The sequence below is a fragment of the Marinobacter shengliensis genome (genome assembly GCF_030297115.1).
In the GTDB taxonomy this organism is placed as follows: domain Bacteria; phylum Pseudomonadota; class Gammaproteobacteria; order Pseudomonadales; family Oleiphilaceae; genus Marinobacter; species Marinobacter shengliensis.
The window spans coordinates 1,131,862-1,151,512 of sequence record NZ_AP028062.1 but is presented as its reverse complement, the minus strand read 5'-3'; the positions used below and the strand labels follow the sequence as shown (position 1 = coordinate 1,151,512).

At 58.0% G+C, this 19,651-nt stretch carries 18 protein-coding genes; 6 read left to right on the top strand and 12 right to left on the bottom strand.

What is annotated here, in order from left to right; translation table 11 throughout:
• Nucleotides 1-13 precede the first annotated feature (13 nt).
• The 10 genes from recJ to ffh form a co-directional block, all read right to left on the bottom strand.
• Complete coding sequence (recJ, locus tag QUE75_RS05320; RefSeq protein ID WP_286254152.1) at nucleotides 14-1,747, bottom strand: single-stranded-DNA-specific exonuclease RecJ; 1,734 nt, start codon at nucleotides 1,745-1,747, stop codon at nucleotides 14-16.
• 6 nt (nucleotides 1,748-1,753) lie between these two features.
• A complete protein-coding gene (thrC, locus tag QUE75_RS05315; RefSeq protein ID WP_138437774.1) occupies nucleotides 1,754-3,154 on the bottom strand; it encodes a threonine synthase in 1,401 nt (466 codons plus the stop codon).
• Between the two features lie 11 nt (nucleotides 3,155-3,165).
• The gene (locus QUE75_RS05310; RefSeq protein WP_106693506.1) at nucleotides 3,166-4,467 is read right to left on the bottom strand and encodes a homoserine dehydrogenase; all 1,302 of its coding nucleotides are present in this window, start codon (nucleotides 4,465-4,467) and stop codon (nucleotides 3,166-3,168) included.
• Nucleotides 4,468-4,610: 143 nt separating this feature from the next.
• A complete protein-coding gene (locus QUE75_RS05305; RefSeq protein WP_106693504.1) occupies nucleotides 4,611-5,345 on the bottom strand; it encodes a thioredoxin fold domain-containing protein in 735 nt (244 codons plus the stop codon).
• A gap of 90 nt (nucleotides 5,346-5,435) precedes the next feature.
• Nucleotides 5,436-6,341: a site-specific tyrosine recombinase XerD gene (gene xerD / locus QUE75_RS05300; RefSeq protein WP_286254151.1), complete on the bottom strand. Its 906-nt coding sequence runs from the start codon at nucleotides 6,339-6,341 to the stop codon at nucleotides 5,436-5,438.
• Between the two features lie 98 nt (nucleotides 6,342-6,439).
• Nucleotides 6,440-6,796, bottom strand: a complete 357-nt coding sequence (rplS, locus tag QUE75_RS05295) for a 50S ribosomal protein L19 (protein WP_022988899.1) — start codon at nucleotides 6,794-6,796, stop codon at nucleotides 6,440-6,442.
• 25 nt (nucleotides 6,797-6,821) lie between these two features.
• A complete protein-coding gene (gene trmD, locus QUE75_RS05290) occupies nucleotides 6,822-7,580 on the bottom strand; it encodes a tRNA (guanosine(37)-N1)-methyltransferase TrmD (RefSeq protein ID WP_286254150.1) in 759 nt (252 codons plus the stop codon).
• Between the two features lie 3 nt (nucleotides 7,581-7,583).
• A complete protein-coding gene (gene rimM, locus QUE75_RS05285; protein WP_106693500.1) occupies nucleotides 7,584-8,111 on the bottom strand; it encodes a ribosome maturation factor RimM in 528 nt (175 codons plus the stop codon).
• A gap of 29 nt (nucleotides 8,112-8,140) precedes the next feature.
• Entirely contained in the window at nucleotides 8,141-8,380 is a 240-nt protein-coding gene (gene rpsP, locus QUE75_RS05280; protein ID WP_058091782.1) for a 30S ribosomal protein S16, read from the bottom strand.
• Nucleotides 8,381-8,545: 165 nt separating this feature from the next.
• Nucleotides 8,546-9,934 (bottom strand): signal recognition particle protein, encoded by a 1,389-nt coding sequence (gene ffh / locus QUE75_RS05275; RefSeq protein ID WP_072677908.1) that lies wholly within the window; start codon nucleotides 9,932-9,934, stop codon nucleotides 8,546-8,548.
• Between the two features lie 159 nt (nucleotides 9,935-10,093).
• Between ffh and QUE75_RS05270 the strand changes: the two genes are divergently transcribed.
• From QUE75_RS05270 to QUE75_RS05255, 4 genes are all read left to right on the top strand, one after another.
• Complete coding sequence (locus QUE75_RS05270) at nucleotides 10,094-10,900, top strand: cytochrome C assembly family protein (RefSeq protein WP_072677909.1); 807 nt, start codon at nucleotides 10,094-10,096, stop codon at nucleotides 10,898-10,900.
• Between the two features lie 75 nt (nucleotides 10,901-10,975).
• A complete protein-coding gene (locus QUE75_RS05265; RefSeq protein WP_106693496.1) occupies nucleotides 10,976-12,277 on the top strand; it encodes an HlyC/CorC family transporter in 1,302 nt (433 codons plus the stop codon).
• 161 nt (nucleotides 12,278-12,438) lie between these two features.
• Nucleotides 12,439-14,652: a DUF1631 domain-containing protein gene (locus tag QUE75_RS05260; RefSeq protein WP_106693494.1), complete on the top strand. Its 2,214-nt coding sequence runs from the start codon at nucleotides 12,439-12,441 to the stop codon at nucleotides 14,650-14,652.
• A 5-nt stretch (nucleotides 14,653-14,657) separates the two neighbouring features.
• The gene (locus QUE75_RS05255; protein ID WP_286254148.1) at nucleotides 14,658-15,416 is read left to right on the top strand and encodes a TonB family protein; all 759 of its coding nucleotides are present in this window, start codon (nucleotides 14,658-14,660) and stop codon (nucleotides 15,414-15,416) included.
• Between the two features lie 6 nt (nucleotides 15,417-15,422).
• Here the strand turns inward: QUE75_RS05255 and grxD are convergent, their stop codons facing one another.
• The gene (gene grxD / locus QUE75_RS05250) at nucleotides 15,423-15,749 is read right to left on the bottom strand and encodes a Grx4 family monothiol glutaredoxin (RefSeq protein WP_061332302.1); all 327 of its coding nucleotides are present in this window, start codon (nucleotides 15,747-15,749) and stop codon (nucleotides 15,423-15,425) included.
• Between the two features lie 210 nt (nucleotides 15,750-15,959).
• On the opposite strand from grxD, the gene argF reads away from it, so the two are divergent.
• Complete coding sequence (gene argF, locus QUE75_RS05245) at nucleotides 15,960-16,874, top strand: ornithine carbamoyltransferase (protein WP_286254146.1); 915 nt, start codon at nucleotides 15,960-15,962, stop codon at nucleotides 16,872-16,874.
• Between the two features lie 3 nt (nucleotides 16,875-16,877).
• The gene (locus QUE75_RS05240; protein ID WP_061332304.1) at nucleotides 16,878-17,951 is read left to right on the top strand and encodes an ABC transporter ATP-binding protein; all 1,074 of its coding nucleotides are present in this window, start codon (nucleotides 16,878-16,880) and stop codon (nucleotides 17,949-17,951) included.
• A gap of 9 nt (nucleotides 17,952-17,960) precedes the next feature.
• Here the strand turns inward: QUE75_RS05240 and glpK are convergent, their stop codons facing one another.
• The gene (gene glpK, locus QUE75_RS05235; RefSeq protein WP_286254143.1) at nucleotides 17,961-19,442 is read right to left on the bottom strand and encodes a glycerol kinase GlpK; all 1,482 of its coding nucleotides are present in this window, start codon (nucleotides 19,440-19,442) and stop codon (nucleotides 17,961-17,963) included.
• Between the last annotated feature and the right edge of the window lie 209 nt (nucleotides 19,443-19,651).

Genomic DNA, 19,651 nt, shown 5'->3' with positions numbered 1-19,651 from the left:
GGAGTCAACAGATTCAGCTTAACGGCTCCAGATAATCCACCAACAGCTGAAGATTGGTTCTCCCCCGAAACGTATTCGCATCCGGCTTATAAACCACCCGCGCGCCACTCCGGGTAAAGTCCGGCACTTCCGGGCCGGTATTGAAGGCAATCCCATCAATGATGCCACCGCCATCCACCGGCTGCAGCACCAGCTTCAGATGGTTCTCGCCCACAATGCGCTGGCTCACTACCCGGAATTCGCCGTCAAACACCGGCTCGGGGAAGTGCTGCCCCCAGGGGCCGGCGCGTTTGAGCAGGTAGGCGGTGTCCAGGTTCAACTCTTCCGGGGCCAGGGGTCCGTCGGTGGTGATGGCGGCTTCCAGGTCTTCCGCCTTTAAGGTATCGCGCACGGCCTGGTCGAAGGCGTTGCTGAATCGTTCCAGGTCGTCCCGGACGATGGTCATGCCGGCGGCCATGGCGTGGCCGCCGTATTTTTTCATCAGGCCTGGATTTTTCGCGTCTACCACGGCCAGAGCGTCGCGGATGTGCAGGCCGGGGATAGAGCGGGCGGAGCCTTTCAGGTGTTCGCCGTCGTCATCGGGGGCGAAGGCGATGGTGGGGCGGTGGGTCTGCTCGCGGATTCTGGCGGCCAGGATGCCGATCACGCCCTGGTGCCAGTCCTGGTCGAACAGGGCCAGGCCCCAGGGCAGGCCTTCGATGTCGAGGGACATGGAGGCAAGCAGGTCCTGGGCCTGGGTTTTCATGTCTTTTTCGATGCTGCGGCGTTCGCGGTTGAAGTTGTCCAGTTCCCGGGCCAAGCGCAGGGCTTCGTCGCGGCTGTCGGCGAGCAGGCAGGCGATGCCGATGCTCATGTCGTCCAGCCGGCCGGCGGCGTTCAGGCGCGGGCCAACCACGAAGCCGAGGTCCGTAGCGCTGATTTCGGTGTAGTCGCGGCCAGCCACTTCCAGCAGGGCCAGGATGCCCGGTCGGGCTTCGCCTTTGCGGATGCGGCGGATGCCCTGCTCTACAAAAATCCGGTTGTTGTGGTCCAGCGGTACTACGTCTGCCACGGTACCCAGGGCCACCAGGTCCAGCAGGTTACCCAGGTTGGGCTCCGGGTCTGGCAGCAGGTTGTTGTCCCGCAGGTGTTTGCGCAGGGCGGTGAGCACGTAGAACATCACGCCAACACCGGCAGCGTTCTTGCTCAGGAACGGGCAGCCAGGCTGGTTGGGGTTAACGATGGCATCGGCGTCTGGCAGTTCGTCACCGGCCAGGTGGTGATCGGTGATGACCACCTTGATGCCCAACTCCCGGGCGGCGCGCACGCCTTCGATGGCGGAAATACCGTTATCGACCGTAACGAGCAAGTCGGGTAAATCGCCTTCGTCCTGCAACCGGTGAATGATGCCCGGCGTCAGGCCGTAGCCGTCGGAGAAGCGGCTGGGTACCCGGAAGTCGATCGCAGCCACGCCCAACATGGATAAGCCGAGCATGGCGACGGCAGTACTGGTAGCGCCATCGGCATCGAAATCCCCCAGCACCATCACCCGTTGCTTCTGGGCAACGGCCTCGGCCAGCAGTTCAACCGCGCGATCAATACCGCGAAGCTGCATCGGCGACGCCAGGTGTTTCAGGGTGTATTGGAGCTGATCGTCGGACTGTACACCGCGAGCGGCGTACAGGCGGCGAAGGATGGGCGGCAGGTTTTGTCCCCAGCCCGTCACATCGGACGGCTGGGGGCGACGCAGGATCTTTTTAGGAGTCATGCCGGATCAGGCGTTCTTCCAATGCTTGGCGATAAAGCCCTGCACCTCGGACACGCTGTTATCCAGCACGGTGTAGCGCTCTTCCCGCTCAAACAGATCCGCCATGTGGGCAGGCAGTTGCGGCTTCACAACCAGGCCAGACTCGGAGATGGCGTCCGGGAACTTGGCCGGGTGGGCGGTACCCAGGGTAATCATGGGCACGGCGCTGTCACGGCGGCAGTTGCGGGCGGCGCGCACACCGATGGCGGTATGCGGGTCCAGCAGGTATTCGTTCTGCTCGTAGATGTCCCGGATGGTATCGCAGGTGGCTTTGTCGTCCACCGCATCGCTGTCGAACAGCTTACGGGCATGCTTCCAGCGGTAGTCTTCGATGCTGACCGGACCCTTGGCTGCCCGCTCCAGCAGATCTTTCACCGCCGCACCGTCACGACCGTGCAGGTCAAACAGAAGGCGCTCGAAGTTGCTGGACACCATGATATCCATGCTCGGCGACAGGGTATGCTCCAACTGATGCTGCTCATACTTGTTGCCGCTCATGAAGCGATGCAGTATGTCGTTGCGGTTGGTGGCAATCACCAGTTGGGAAATCGGCAGGCCCATTTTCTTGGCCAGGTAACCGGCAAAAATGTCACCGAAGTTGCCGGTGGGTACCGAGAACGCCATGCTACGATCCGGGCCACCCAGGGCCAGGGACGCCTGGAAGTAGTAAACGATCTGGGCCATGATCCGCGCCCAGTTAATCGAGTTCACCGCCGCCAACTGGGTTTTGCCGCCCAGGAATGACTGGTTGCCGAAGCTTTCTTTCACCATGCGCTGGCAGTCGTCGAAATTGCCCTTGACCGCGATGTTATGGATGTTGTCACCCTGCACCGTAGTCATCTGCCGGCGCTGTACTTCCGATACTCGCTGGTACGGATGCAGGATAAAAATATCCACATGCTCGCAACGGCGGCACCCTTCGATGGCGGCAGAGCCGGTATCACCGGAGGTGGCACCCATGATCACCACGTGCTGCTTGCGTTTCTCGAGGACGTAATCCAGCAGCCGACCCAGCAGCTGCAGGGCAAAGTCCTTGAACGCCAGCGTGGGGCCGCGGAACAGCTCCATCACCCATTCATTGGTGTCCAGCTGAACCAGGGGCGCGACCGCCTGATGACTGAATACGCTGTAGGTTTCGCCCAGCATCTTGCGGAAATCATCCGCTGGAATGGCGTCTTCCACAAACGGGTACATCACTTTGTAAGCCAGCTCTGCATAAGGGAGCCCACGCCAGCTGCGGATTTCTTCCACACTGAAGTGCGGCAGTGATTCCGGCACATACAGGCCGCCGTCTGTGGCCAGACCTGTCAGAAGAACGTCTTCAAAGCCCAGAGCGGGCGCTTCACCCCGTGTACTGATGTATCTCACGTGCGTACCTGTCAGTTAAAGTTTTCAGCGCGGATGCGGACAACCTTGCCATCGATGTCGGCCAGGGCTTCCATTTCCTCGATGGCCAGGTTCATCTGGCGTTCCTGAACGGTGTGGGTCAGGATGATGACCGGGATGCGGCCATCCTTGAATTCGGATTCTTTCTGCATGATCGATTCGATGTTGATGCCATGCTCACTCAGGATCGCGGCAATCTTGGCCAGCACACCCGGATGGTCGAAGGCCTGAATACGCAGGTAGTAAGCCGACTGCACATCTTCCATAGGCAGAACCGACAGGTCTTCCAGAGCCTCCGGGCTGAAGCCCAGATAGGGAACACGCTGCTGACTGCTGCTGGCAACCGCGCGGGCTACGTCAACGATGTCTGCGATCACCGCAGATGCTGTGGCCTCGTCACCGGCACCAGGGCCGTAGTACATGGTCTGCCCTACCGCATCGCCATCTACCAGCACCGCATTGAGCACGCCATCCACCTGGGCAATCAGGTGACTTTGCGGCACCAGCGTTGGGTGGACACGCAATTCAATACCGTCATCACGGCGACGAGCAATCCCCAGGTGCTTTACCCGGTAGCCGAGGAGCTCGGCATGGGAAATGTCGTAAGGCGTAATGCCGGAAATGCCTTCGGTGTAGGCTTTCTCGAACTGCAGCGGAACGCCAAAACCTGACGCTGCGAGGATGGTCAGCTTGTGGGCTGCATCAATGCCTTCCACATCGAAGGTCGGGTCTGCCTCTGCGTAACCCAGGGCCTGGGCCTCTTTCAACACTTCACCAAATTCACGACCTGCGCGCATCTCGGTCAGGATGTAGTTACCTGTGCCGTTGATGATGCCGGCAATGGTGTCGATGCGGTTGGCCGCCAGGCCTTCACGTACCGCCTTGATCACCGGAATGCCACCGGCAACGCCGGCTTCGTAAGCGACAACAACGCCGGCCTTCTCCGCCGCCTCAAAAATCTCGTTGCCGTGCACAGCAATCAGCGCCTTGTTGGCGGTCACCACATGCTTGCCCTGGGCAATAGCAGCCAGCACCAGCTCTTTGGCGGCATCATAACCACCAATCAGTTCAACCACGATATCAATATCAGGATCATTCACCACATCGAAGATGTCGGTACTGAAAGGAACGCTGCCAAGCTCCAGGTCATCCCGGCTATGGCGACTGGCCACCCGGGTAATCCGGATATTGCAGCCCGCACGCCCCGCAATAATCGCGGCATTGCGAGTCAGGACATTGAATGTACCGCCGCCAACGGTTCCCAGTCCGCAAATTCCGACATTAACGTCTTTCAAGCTCTCACCTCTGATCCCGATGGGGTGCTGATGGATTGCAACAAAGGGCAATAGTATACCGATTCGGGGCCCTCTGAATAAGCCCTGAATCCGTTGCAGTTAACACGATAAACGTCGGAGCTGTGCGACAGCTCCGGGGTAAATCACAGAATCCCTAGACCCTCGGCCAGGTTTCGCGCAGGTACGTAGCCCCGGACCATGTTACCGTCTTCGAGAAGAATGGCCGGTGTACCGGTGACCCCTACCTGGCCACCCAGGCGGTACTGTTCCTCGACCGGGTTATCACAGCTTTTCTGGGGCACGGACTTCCCACCCTTGGCTGCGTCCATCGCCTCCTGCTGATCCTCAGCGCACCAGACCGACACGTACTTTGTGAACGAGGGAGTTCCAGGGCCGGAACGAGGGAAACCATAGTAGTTCACGGTGATGCCATAGTCGTTTAACTGCGGCACTTCGTCATGCATTTTCCGGCAGTAGGGGCAATCAATGTCGGTAAACACATCAATGACCGCCTTCTGTTCCCCCTTCGCCGGGTAGGTAATCACACCCTTGCCGGCAAACGCGGCCATCTGCTCTTTCCGTTGCCCGGCCCGCGACGCCTCTGACACGTTAGCTATACCGTTGTCGGTAATCTTCAACAGATCTCCGGTCAGCAGGTATACACCGTCGGCCGTGGTGTAAATGGTGTCGCCATTGTTGCTTTGCACTTCGTAAAGACCAGCCGCCTCCGATTCCCGCACCGAGGTCACTTTCAGACCAGGCACCGCATCCATCAGGCGCTTGGCAATTCGATCCTCGGCGTCGGCAGCACTCGCCCCGGAAACCCAGGTCAGCGACATCACCAGACCCGCCACAACGGCCACAATATTCAGATTCATAGGGTTAACTTACCTTCTGTGTTTGTAATTTCGAAACCTTGTGATGCGACACCGCCACTCAGCAAAAGTTCATCCGGCTAACATACCAGATTAGCCCCGGGGATGGTGTGCCTGGTGCAAATCCTGAAGCCGCTGGCGCGCCACATGAGTGTAGATCTGAGTCGTCGAAAGATCGGAATGCCCCAGCAGCATCTGCACCACCCGCAAATCAGCACCGTGATTAAGCAGATGCGTGGCAAAGGCATGGCGCAGGGTATGCGGAGAAATAGGCTTATGGATGCCTGCGCGAATTGAATAATGCTTGATTCGATGCCAGAAGGTCTGGCGAGTCATGGCCGTGGCCCGATTACCGGGAAACAGGGCGTTACTGCTTTTGCCCTTCAACAACTTGTTGCGGGCCTCTTTCATGTAGCGAACCAACCAGTCCACCGCTTCCTCGCCCAAGGGCACTAGCCGTTCTTTGCCGCCTTTACCACTGATGCGGACAACCCCTTGACGCAGATTAACCTGATCAACCGTCAACCCGGTCAGCTCAGATACCCGCAGTCCGCAACCGTACAGAATTTCCAACATGGCCCGGTCGCGCAGCTCTATTGGCTCCTGCGGGTCCGGCTCTGTGAGCAAGGCATCCACATCATCTTCAGTCAGGGTATCCGGCAGCCGCCGGGGCAACCGCGGGCTGTCGATTCTGAGGGTGGGATCTTCGGCAATCAGGCCCTCACGCAGCAGGAAGCGATAAAAACGACGAATGCCAGACAACCGCCGGGCTGCGGTACTGGTTTTGAGGCCATCCGCAAGCCCTCTCGACATCCAGGCCAGAAGATCGGTGCGCCGGGCATCACGGAGTACTGGGCTACCTGGCTGGGTCTGCAACCAATCGGCCAGCCTGAACAAATCACTGGCATAGGCTTGACGGGTTTTCTCACCCAAGCCATCTTCCAGCCAGATGGCATCAGAAAACCGGGTTATCAACTGCTCATCGTCTGGCCGGGGCAAGATGACACCTCTTCACTGGCTGCCTGTCGGCATTACAGCATAAAAAAAGCAGCCCCTCGAGGCTGCTTTTTTTGTTACTGATCAGCCAGAAGCTTGAATCAGTTAAGCTTTTCCTTGATACGAGCCGCCTTACCAGACAAATCGCGCAGGTAGTAAAGCTTGGCCTGACGCACGTCACCGCGACGCTTCACGCTCACGCTGTCAATCAGCTTGGAGAAGGTCTGGAAAGTACGCTCAACGCCCACGCCGTAAGAGATCTTACGAACAGTGAAGGAAGAGTTCATGCCACGGTTGCGCTTGCCGATAACCACGCCTTCAAACGCCTGCAGACGCTCACGGTTACCTTCAGTTACGCGAACCTGAACAACCACGGTGTCACCCGGCGCGAACGCAGGGATTTCCTTGGTCATCTGTTCTGCTTCAAGTTGACTGATGATGTTGTTCTTGCCGCTCATCGTAATGCTCCTGATACCCAATCTTTCAATGCCCTGATGACTCAGAGACACCCGGTTCGTTAAAAATTTCTTCCAGAAGCTGACGCTCTTCTTCCGTAAGCACCCGCCTTTTCAGCAGGTCGGGGCGTCGCTCCCGGGTTCGCCTCAACGATTCTTTCAATCGCCAACGCCGGATCTGTTCATGGTGACCGCCCAAAAGAACTTCCGGCACCGCCTGACCTTCGTAAACCTCGGGCCGGGTATAGTGCGGACAATCCAGCAAACCGTCAGCGAAGGAATCCTGCTCCGCTGACTGCGCATGACCCAGCGCTCCGGGGATGAGGCGTGTTACCGCATCAATCACAGCCATCGCCGCCAGTTCGCCACCTGAGAGGACAAAATCCCCCAGAGACACTTCCCGGTCGACTTCCGCCGATATCAGGCGCTCATCTACGCCTTCATAACGACCGGCAACGAGAATCAGCTGCTGTTCGGCGGCCAGAGACTCCACCACCGACTGATCCAGCCTTTCACCTTGCGGCGAAAGGTAGACCACACAGGCCTTGCCGGGTGCCGATGCCCTGGCCTCATGGATGGCATCCCTGAGAGGCTGAATTTTCATCAGCATTCCGGGGCCGCCGCCATAGGGCCGGTCATCCACCGTGCGATGTCGGTCGTGGGTATAATCCCGGGGATTCCAGCAGTTGAAGGTCAGTAACCCTTCACGAACTGCCCTGCCGGTAATACCGTAATCCGTCACCGCAGAAAACATTTCCGGGAACAGACTGACCGCGCCAATCCACACCCGTCAGAACTCCGGATCCCAGTCGACCACCATGCGCGAGTTGTCCAGATCTACCCCGTGAACCACCTGATCAGGCAGATAGGGGATAAGCCGTTCGCGCTGGTCAATGGAGCTCGCCGTTGCGCGCACCACCAGGACATCGTTGGAGCCTGTTTCCAGCAGGTGATGCACCTTACCCAGGCACTCACCCTCAACCGTGAACACTTCAAGCCCCTCCAGCTGGTGCCAATAGAATTCCCCTTCAGGCAATTCCGGCAACTGCTCGGTTGGAACCCGGATCTCGGCACCGCCATAGGTACGGGCCAGCTCACGATCATCAACACCTTTAAGCCTGACGACGATCCCCTGCCCTTGGCGGCGACCCTCCTCAAGCTTTACCGGGATACGCTTACCGTCCAGGACCAGGGTCCAGTCACGATAAGCCAGTATCCCTTCCCGGGGATCAGTATAAGAGAAGACTTTAAGCCAACCCTTGACCCCGAACACCGAGGTGATCTGGCCGATCACAGTTTCCTGTGGATGCTGTGTCATGCCTGTCAAACCCCGGTCTTTACGTGCAATTAACCAGCAGTTTTAAGCAGCTGGGCAACGCGATCGCTTGCCTGGGCGCCCTGGCCCAGCCAGAAATCAACGCGCTCACGATTTACACGCAGACGCTCTTCCTGGCCGCGGGCAACCGGGTTAAAGAAACCAACACGCTCAATGAAACGGCCGTCACGGGAGTTACGGCTGTCAGTGACTGTCAGATGGTAGAACGGGCGCTTCTTGGAGCCGCCACGAGCCAAACGGATTGTTACCATTTCGACCAATATCCTGTTCTGTTGTACGAACTTTGTACGATTCTCACCATGCCGACTGGCGGCTGACGAGAAGACCCATACTCGAAAGGGGCGCTATTCTATGCCAAAAAAGCGCCAATGAAAACAGGGAAACGCTCGGTTTCCCCATTTTATATGTAAGGCTTTTTACATACGGCCGAACGGGGGCATGCCACCACCACCGCCGCCGGGCGGCATCATACCACCAAGACCACGCATCATGTTGGCCATTCCGCCTTTCTTGCCAAATTTCTTCATCATCTTCTGCATCTGCTTGTGCTGCTTCAGCAGTCGATTCACATCCTGTATCTGGGTGCCGGAGCCGGCGGCAATGCGGCGTTTGCGGGAGTTGTTGATCACATCCGGGTAACGGCGCTCCTTGGGCGTCATGGAGCAGATGATGGCTTCCATCTGGCCAACCGACTTGTCATTGACCTGCTGCTGCGCCATCTGGGCCATCTGCCCCATGCCAGGCAACTTGTCCAGCAGGCCGCCAATGCCACCCATGTTCTTCATCTGCTGGAGCTGGTCGCGAAAATCCTCCAGATCAAACCCCTTACCCTTCTTGATCTTTTTGGTAAGTTTCTCGGCCTTCTGTTTATCCAGCTTGCGCTCGGCCTCCTCAATAAGGGAAAGCACATCCCCCATACCCAGAATGCGGGAAGCAACACGGTCCGGATAAAACGGCTCCAGAGCATCAGATTTCTCGCCAACACCCAGGAACTTGATCGGCTTGCCAGTAATATGGCGCACGGACAGCGCCGCACCACCCCGGGCATCGCCATCGGTCTTGGTCAGTACCACACCGGTCAGCGGCAGGGCATCGTTGAACGCCTTGGCGGTATTCGCGGCATCCTGACCGGTCATGGCATCAACCACGAACAGGGTTTCTACCGGGCTCACGGCCTTATGCAGCCGCCCGATCTCGCCCATCATCTGCTCGTCTACGTGCAGGCGACCGGCGGTATCGAGAATGACCACATCGATATGCTTGCGCCGCGCCGCCTCTATGGCACCGTTCGCAATATCCACTGGGTCCTGCTCGGTGGTGCTGGGAAAAAACTCGACACCCACCTCACCGGCCAGGGTCTCCAGCTGCCGGATGGCCGCCGGCCGATAAATATCGGCACTGACCACCATCACGGACTTTTTCTGACGCTCTTTAAGGAAACGGGAGAGCTTGGCGACCGTCGTGGTTTTACCGGCACCCTGCAAACCAGCCATCATGATCACCGCCGGCGGCCGGGTAGACAGGTTGAGGGATTCATTCCCCTCGCCCATCACACGCTCCAGCTCCTGCTGGACAACCTTTACAAACACCTGACCCGGCGTGAGGCTGCGCTGGACTTCCTGACCAATAGCCCGCTGCCGGACACCTTCGATGAAATCCTTGACCACCGGCAGCGCGACGTCTGCTTCCAGCAGCGCCATACGAACTTCGCGAAGCGTGTCTTTGATGTTGTCGTCGGTCAGGCGTGCCTGGCCGGAGATCTTGCGCAAGCTACCGGATAGCCGGTCCTGGAGGTTCTCAAACATGTTGCTCTTCCGTACCCCGGAGAAATTGTTCACACAAATCAAGAAGCCAGCCCGGGCTGCTTGATTCCTGTTGCATAATCGCGACATTATACCCAGACTACGGAGCCTCTGAACAACTCCGTGCCCGCTTTCATTACAAGGCAACACATTAAGGATGTCATGGGAACGCTGATTCTCGCGGTTACCGCACTCTTTCTTTACAGCGTTGGAACCGCCCTGCAAGCTCTGCATTTCAGGGGGCGGGTACAGAGTAATCTGGCCATCACCACCCTGATTGGCATCCTGGCACTGATTGGCCATGGCCTGCTGATTGCCCAGACCGTGCACATGGATGGCGGCTTCGATTTGAGCTTCTTCAAAAGTTCCGTGCTCATTTCCTGGCTGATCGTGTTTCTGTTATTGGGGCTGAACCTGACCAAGCCCGTCGCAAGCCTGTTCCTCGGGGCCTACCCAATCGCGGCACTGACGATTGTGATGACACTGATCACCCACACCCCCTCCCGCCTTGTGCCAGACCAGAGCTATGGCATGCTGTCGCACATTGCGCTGTCAGTGACAGCCTACAGCCTGTTCACCCTGGCGGCCATTCAGGCGGTACTGCTGTACTTCCAGAACCGGCAGCTCAAACACAACTACAACAGCTTGCTGGTCCGCAACCTCCCGCCACTGCAAACCATGGAGTCTCTGCTATTTGAAATGGTCTGGGCGGGCGTTGTCCTACTGGTACTGGCCATTGTCACTGGCGCAGTCTTCATCGAAGACCTGTTTGCCCAGGACCTGGCCCACAAAACGCTGTTCTCCATGCTCTCGCTGATGGTGTTTATTGGCCTGCTGGTAGGCCGCTACACCAAAGGATGGCGGGGAATGACCGCCAGCCGCTGGACTCTGGCCGGGTGCGCCTTGCTCATGCTGGCATTCTACGGCAGCAAATTCGTGCTGGAACTGCTGTTCCAGAGAGGCGGCTGATCGCCCGAATCGCTTGACACCACAAACCAACACACCCTATTTTCCACTCTTGTCGTCAATATAAGGGCTTTTCTTTTGAACGAAACATCGCTGACGGCGCTGTTCATTCTTCTTGTCGGCCTGATTATCCTGTCGGGCTTCTTCTCAAGCTCAGAGACGGGAATGATGTCCCTCAACCGGTACCGCCTGAAACACATGGCGAAAACCGGCCATAAAGGCGCACGCCGCGCCCAGAAACTCCTGAACCGGACCGACCAGTTGATTGGCGTTATCCTGATCGGCAACAACTTCGTCAATATCTTTGCCTCGGCCATCGCCACCGTGATCGCCATCCGGATCTGGGGCGATGCCGGCATCGCTATCGCCACCATACTGCTCACCATCGTTATCCTGATCTTTGCCGAAGTTACCCCGAAAACACTGGCGGCCCTGTTCCCGGAGAAAATTGCTTTTCCTGCCAGCTATGTGCTCAGGCCGCTACTGAAGACCCTCTACCCGCTGGTGTGGGCGGTTAACCTGTTCACCACCGGCATTTTGCGTCTGCTCGGCGTATCTTCAGCCCAGGCCACAGAGGACCACCTGAGCCGGGAAGAACTCAGAACAGTTGTTAATGAGGCCGGCGCACTGATACCCGCCAAGCATAAAGACATGCTGGTAGGCATACTGGACCTGGAAAAAGTGACCGTAAACGACATTATGGTGCCCCGCAACGAAGTGGCGGGCATCGACCTGGAAGACGACACCGACACCATCCTGCGCCAGCTCAGAAGCAGCCAGCACACCCGCCTGCCGGTGTACAAGGGAGACATCAACAACATTCAGGGCATTCTGCACCTGCGCAGCGCTGCCAAACTGCTCCAGGAGCCGGAAATCAACAAGGCCATGCTGATGCAACTAAGCCAGGAACCCTATTTCATTCCGGAGAGCACCCCCCTGAACACCCAGCTTCTCAATTTCCAGAAGGGCCGGCGCCGCTTTGGCATCGTGGTGGATGAATACGGAGAGGTTCTGGGCCTGGCCACACTGGAAGACATCCTTGAAGAGATTGTGGGCGAGTTCACCACCGATTACTCCGCCACCTCACAAGACATCATTCCACAGGATAACGGCACCTACATCATCGACGGCGGTACAGCGGTCAGATCCATCAACAAGACCCTGGGTTGGAAACTGCCCACCGACGGTCCGAAAACCCTGAACGGCCTGATCACCGAAACCCTGGAAAACATTCCGGAAACCAACGTCTGCCTCAAAGTGGGTGGCCATCGGGTGGAGGTGCTACAGATCAAGGACAACGTGGTGAAAGCGGCGATTGTGCACCCCAAACGCCTCGGCAAACGGTCTCGGCCGGCCCTGGAACCCCGCCCGGCTCGGTGAACCGGACACGGCCGATGAGGCCGGCTTTTTGAATGACGTCCCAGGTTAGCGTTTATTCATGTTAATCCAACCAAAAATGCGCTAAATTTAACCAATAATTCAGAATAGAAGAAGAGCAAGCTCGGTCATGTATCCGGTTGAGGCGTAAACAGGAGTCGGCCATGAACAAGCAGTCCGGCATACATTACCTCCGCGAACACCGGGAAGCAGCCAGCTCCCGGCCGGTTCCTGCGGAGGTAACCCGTATCCGTGACACGGTTGTCGCGGGACTGGGAGATTTGCTGCAAGGGGCTTTTGACGCTGTCGATGATTCACTCTTCGAACTGGCGAATAATGCCCGTAGTAACAACGAGCAGAACCGGTACTTTGAAGCGATGCGGGAAATCCGCATAAAGCGCAAAGGGGTTGAGCGGCATTTCCAGAACGCCGTTGCCCAGTTCTTTGCCAACCCACCCCACGCCGGACAACTGCAAACGCCGGACGCCACCCAGCAGGCAAGTGCAGACACCCTGTCGCTGGTCGGCAATGATGACCTGGAAGAACAGGTTGCCCTGAATGCCATGATCACCAAGGCCAAGGCGCACTTCCAGGGGCCCCTGATTCAGCTGCAGGCAAGATTCACCGAAGTGTACCCGGACGCCACTGAAGAGGTGCCGGTTAACCCAATGGCACCGGAACACCTGTGCAGCGCGTTCACCGAGGCCATCCAGGCGCTGGAGATCCAGATTCGGGAGCGGCTGATCGTTCTCAAGCAGTTTGATCGCTACGTGGTGTCCAACCTGGGCATGCTGCTGGATGAAGCCAACCGAATACTGATTCAGGCCGGCGTCATCCCCAACTTCCGATTCCACGGCAAGGCTGGCCAACAGCAAAAAGCCTCAGGCAAGCCAGCCCAGGGCGAAGCGCCCAAGACCGTAGGCGGTGAAGCCGCCGCTTACGAGCAGAGACCTGAAGACACCGCCCTGTTTGATCAGATTCGCCAGATGCTGGCGCTGCAGAGGGCCAATTCAGGCCTGCCTCCACGTAGCGCGGACCCGGCCCTGCGGGTAGTCGGAGGACCTGAACTGGCAGATATGCTCAATTCCCTGCCTAGCTACGACAACCTTCAGGACAGCGAAGATCTAAGCACCGGCAAACCGGTGGAACTGGATCTCCGGCAGATCGTGCAGCAATTGCTGGCAAGAGCCGAAGGCCAGGATGGACGCAAGCCAGCACTGAATGAAGTAGACGAAGACCTGATCAACCTGGTCTCCATGCTGTTCGAGTTCATACTGGATGACTACAACCTGTCTGCTCCGGTACAGGTACTGATCAGCCGGCTTCAGATTCCGATATTGAAAGTGGTCATCAAGGACAAAAGCTTTTTCAGCAAGGCTACCCACCCGGCCCGCAAACTGCTCAACTCCCTTGCCCGCGCCGGTATTGGCTGGAGCTCCAGTGATGAAAAAGCCAGAGACAAGCTCTATGGCCAGATTCATAACGTCGTGCAGCGAATTCTCAACGAGTTTGACGGCGATGTCGCCCTGTTTGAAACCCTGAACCAGGAGTTCGAACAGTTCCTGGAGCGCGAAAACCGCAAGGCGTCTCTGGTGGAACAACGTACCCGGGAGTCTGAACGGGGCCGCATCAAGTCCCAGAAGGCCCAGGAAGCGGTCGATCGGCTGATCAAAGAAAAAGTCTCCCGATACCGCCTGCCCGAGCCGGTTCACGATATTCTGATTAATGGCTGGAGCCGGGTCATGTTTCTCGCCTACCTGCGTGACGACACCGAGCACCGCTGGCACGAGACGGCCCGGGTGGTAGACGACCTGATCTGGTGCCTGCATCCCCACGAGGAAGACGAAGAACGAGATCAATGGGTCCGGGTTGTCCCTGCCTTACTCAAGACACTCCGGGCCGGGCTGGAGGAAGTGTCTTACAACGCTTCTCGTCTGGACCAGATGATGGGGCAGCTTAAGCACGAACTGGCGGAAGCCTTCCGCACCAATGCGGCCATCGAGGCACGCCAGGACAGCCCTGAAGAGATCGAAGAAGAAGCGCCCACCGTGCATCAGACCGCCGTTGAGCGCCAGCAGGAACTGGAAGATGCTGCCATTGCGGAGTATGTAGCGAAGCTGGATGACATCGAGATCGGCAACTGGGTCGAGTTCAAGCTGGTCAACGGTACCAGCTTCCGATGTAAACTGTCTGCGGTTATCGAAGAGGCCGATTGTTTCGTGTTCGTCAATCGCATGGGCCTGAAGGTGATCGAGAAAACCAGGGTGGAACTGGCCCACGAAATGCGCCGGGGCCGCCTGACGCTCCTGGAACAGGGCGCCCTGATTGACCGTGCCTTGAATGCCGTCGTGGGCAACCTGCGCACCAAAACCGCCTGATTGCGATGTCAGAGCCAGGCCTTCGACCTCCGTCGATCCCGGCGTCCTATCGGCTGGTTCTGGCCATATCCCTGGCCCTGACAGTGCACACCTTGCTACTGGCCGGACTTCCCTCACCCCTGAGGGAAGCCCGGGAGTTCAGTCATCGCCTGGTGTTTACCCTCCAGTCCCCGGCCTCCGAAACCAGCACCGCATCCAGCCCCAACGCCGCTGAACCACAACTCCCGAGGCATCCGGATTTTACCGTTGAGGCCCCTGAGCAAATAACGACCGACTCAGCAAACCGACCCGTTGCCGAGCCTGGCTCGACCCAAACCGCACAGCCCAGCCCAGAGCCAGCAGCCAGAACCGAATCCAGCCGACCCCGCTCACAACAGCAACCTGCCAGCCCTGAATCGGCGGCCTCCACACCGTCAACCTCAACCACCACAGATGAGCCGGAAGCGATTCAGCGGATAGCCCTGTCGCCGTCAGGGCAGGACCCATACCTGATTCTGCTGGCCACCCATCTGGCAGAACAATTGGAGCGGCAGCGGGTGCCTGCGATTGCGGGCCTGCAGGAGACACTCACCATGGAACTGGAACTCAGGCTTCTCGACAATGGCGCCCTCACCCGGGCACGGGTTGTGGCGTCGACAGGCATTCAGGGGATTGATGATGCAGCGTATCGTGCAGCGCTCGCTGCCAGCCCCTATCCGGAGCCAAAAGGAGAAGAGCGGGACCGCTTCGAGGTAAAGCTGGTGTTCACCCCGAAGCGCCGCTAAAAAAACTCAGGCTTCGGCTTGCTTGACCGCGTCTTTAACCGCCTTGGCCAGCTCACCGCTCTCGGACATTTCCAGAACGATGTCACAACCGCCCACCAGCTCACCACCAATGTAGAGCTGCGGGTAAGTCGGCCAGCTTGAATAAACTTTGAGGGCTTCGCGCAGCTCCTGATTGTCCAGAATGTTCACGAACGCAAACCGCTCACCGCACGCCATCAGAGCCTGAACGGTACGGGCGGAGAAACCGCACTGTGGTGCCTGCGGAGTGCCCTTCATGTAAAGAATGACCGGGTTCTCTTCGAGCTGGCTCTTGATGGTTTCATTGATATCCATGAACTCATACCTCTGGTTGAAATCAGGTTTACCGTTACACGGCACTTAACCGCTATTGTACACGGCGGGTCGATTAGCCACCAAACCGATGTGTTTGACCCAGAGCAACCACCCCACGCCCGGCGTTGTTTTACGGGTTGTGAAGGGCTAGACTTGATGCCCTTTTCAGATGCAAACCGTACAGCAGTTTCCTTGAAACAGGGGCCTTTCATGGCGGCAAGACATTTTCTGACCCTGAACGACATGACAACCAGTGAGCTGGAACAGCTCCTTGATCATGCGTCCAGGCTTCGTAAAGAGTGGCATGCGGGTAAAACCCGGGATTCCCTGAAAAACCGGGTATTGGCGATGATCTTTGAAAAGTCGTCCACCCGCACACGGGTTTCCTTTGAAGCGGGCATGACCCAGCTCGGTGGCACCGCCATGTTCCTGTCACCCCGGGACACCCAGCTTGGCCGGGGCGAGCCCATCGAGGACTCTGCCATCGTGATATCCAGCATGGTGGATGCGGTGATGATCCGGACCTTTGCCCACGAAACCGTTGAGCGCTTTGCCTCGGCTTCCAGCAAGCCGGTGATCAACGCCTTGACCGACGAATTCCACCCGTGCCAACTGCTGGCGGATATGCAAACCTATCGTGAACATCGCGGCAGCATCCGCGGAGCTACCGTTGCCTGGATTGGTGATGGCAACAATATGTGCCACTCCTACATCAACGCGGCGGCCCAGTTCGATTTTCGTCTGAACGTGGCTTGCCCGGAAGGGTATGAACCAGACAGCAACCTGCTGAAAGCCCACAGTGATCGCGTAACCGTGGTGCGCACACCGGAAGACGCTGCAAAGGGTGCCAACCTGCTGGTCACCGATGTCTGGGCCTCCATGGGCCAGGAAGACGAGCAAAAGGCCCGAGAGAGAGCCTTTCAGGACTACCAGATCAACCCGGCACTGATGTCTGTGGCCGCCAAGGATGCCCTGTTCATGCACTGCCTGCCTGCCCACCGTGGCGAGGAGATTTCCGCCGACATGATGGAACACCCGGGTTCAGTGGTGTGGCATGAAGCGGAAAACCGCCTGCACGCCCAGAAGGCCCTACTCGAGTTCCTCATTCTCAATCGCCTGGACTGATCCATGCCTGAATCTTTGCTGCCACCGGCCGACTGGCTGCTGGAAGTCAACAACCTGTCCTGCGGCTATGGCGGCGACTCTGTCGTTAAAGACGTCAGCTTCGCCCTGAGCCACGGCGACATCGGGTGCCTGCTCGGCCCCAGTGGCTGTGGCAAAAGCACCATTCTCAGAGCCCTGGCCGGTTTCTTGCCCTTAAACAGCGGGGAAATCCAGCTCCAGTCCCAGGCAATCAGCCTTCCCGGGCGCACCCTGGCTCCCGAAAAGCGGCGTATCGGCATGGTGTTTCAGGATTACGCGTTGTTCCCGCACCTGACCATCGCCGATAACGTCGGGTTTGGCCTGAGGAACATGAACAAGGCCGAACGCCGCCAGAAAGTTATGGAACTGCTCAACCTGGTTCACCTACAGGACCTGGCAAACAACTACCCCCATGAGCTATCCGGCGGCCAGCAACAGCGGGTTGCCCTGGCCAGGGCATTGGCGCCAGAGCCAACGCTTATTCTGCTCGATGAGCCGTTCTCGAACCTGGATACCGACCTTCGTCGCCGGCTGAGCCTGGATGTACGGGATATCCTGAAAACACTCGGCATCAGCGCTATCCTGGTCACCCATGACCAACAGGAAGCGTTTGCCATGTGCGATCAGGTGGCGGTGCTCAAAGACGGCACCCTGCAGCAATGGGACGTACCCTACAACCTGTATCACGAACCCGCCAACCGCTTCGTAGCCAGCTTTGTTGGCCAGGGCGGCTTCATTCCCGGTACCGCCCTGGGGCCGGACACCATTGAATCCGAACTGGGCGTTATCCACGGCAACCGGGCCTATAAATGGAAGCCGGGCACGTTACTGGACGTTCTGATTCGCCCGGACGACATCGTCTACGATGAGCACTCCGACCTGAAACCCAAAGTGGTGGAGAAAACCTTCGCAGGCACTTCAACCCTGTATCGGTTCCGGTGCTCAGAAGATACCGAATTCGAGGCCCTGTTCCGAAGCCACCTGGACTTCCACATGGGCGAACACGTGCCGGTGCGTGTCGAAGCCGATCACCTGATTGCCTTCGAACGCACCAGTTGAGAGTGCGGGTCAGTTGTTGCAGACCCGCTCGACTGCATCCAGCCAGCCTGCATACAGCGATTCCCGAAGCGCCGGCTTCATATCCGGCCGGAATTGCCGCTCGCACTCCCACATATCGGAAATCTGCTCCAGGCTTTCGAACACCCCGGTCTGTAGTCCTGCCAGATACGCCGCGCCCAGGGCGGTGGTTTCTGTTACCTTTGGCCGATCAACGGTCACGTTCAGAATGTCACAGAGAAACTGCATTACCCAGTCGTTTACCGCCATGCCGCCATCTACCCGGATCGACTCCAGGCGCGCGCCATCGTTGCGAATGGCCCTCACCAGGTCCTTGGTCTGGTAACACACCGACTGCAGTCCAGCGGTGACAATCTCAGCAATACCGGTATCACGAGTAAGTCCCAAGATGGCGCCCCTGGCATTCGGGTCCCAGTGGGGAGCCCCCAACCCGGTGAACGCCGGCACCAGATAAACCGGGTTATCCACACCCACCGTTTCGGCATGGCCTGCCGACTCGCTGGCATGGGTAATCAGGCGCAAACCGTCCCTGAGCCATTGCATGGCGGCGCCAGCAACAAAAATACTGCCTTCGATGGCATAGCATGGTTTACCGTTTAGCCGGTAAGCCATGGTGGTCAGTAACCGGTTTTCCGAACGCAGGGCTTGGTCACCGGTATTAAGCATTAAAAAACAGCCCGTTCCGTAGGTACTCTTCGCCATACCAGGCTCAAAACAGGCCTGGCCGATCAGCGCGGCATGCTGATCACCGGCAATGCCCGCCACCTTGACCGGTGCCCCAAGCCAATCCGCGTGGGTATCGCCATATTCATCGGCACAGTCGAGCACTTCTGGCAACAACGCTTTGGGCACCCGAAAAAGCGCCAGCAGGTCATCGTCCCAGTCCTGGTTATGGATATTGAACAGGGCCGTTCGTGATGCGTTGGTGGCATCGGTGTAATGGGACTGACCATTGGTCAGGTTCCACAACAACCAGGTATCGACGGTACCAAACGCCAGCTCACCGGCTTCAGCTCGCTTGCGGGCACCCTCCACATTGTCCAGCAGCCAGGCAACCTTGGTGGCAGAAAAATAGGGATCAATCAGCAGGCCCGTGCGTTCAACCACCAGGACCTCATGGCCATCCGACTTGAGCTTGGTGCACAACGAAGCGGTACGGCGATCCTGCCAGACAATGGCATGGTGGATCGGCTCGCCGGTCTCACGGTCCCATACAACCGTCGTTTCCCGTTGATTGGTAATCCCGATACCGGCCAGGTCAGACGCCTGGACACCGGCTTTTTCCAAAGCCTCGCGACACACCGCCAGGGTGCTGTCCCATATCTCCACGGCGTCATGTTCAACCCAGCCGTCTCGGGGAAAATACTGGTGAAACTCCTGTTGGGCGACCGCCACCTGCGTACCCCTGGCATCGAAAACGATGGCCCGGGAGCTGGTGGTACCCTGATCAATGGCAAGCAAATAGCGGGACATTCAGATCTCCTTTTTTCAGGAGAGTCTACCAGCCCGAGAACATTCCGAGTGTGAATAACCACCATTGGCGGGAAATTTTGCATAAAAAAAGGGCCGGATAAATCCGGCCCTCAAATGACGAATGAAACAAGGAAAGTTCGTAAGAACTACAACCTCAAAAGTCATCCCTTACGCTGTCAATTCTTACTCCGGGAGCCGCCGTATTCAGT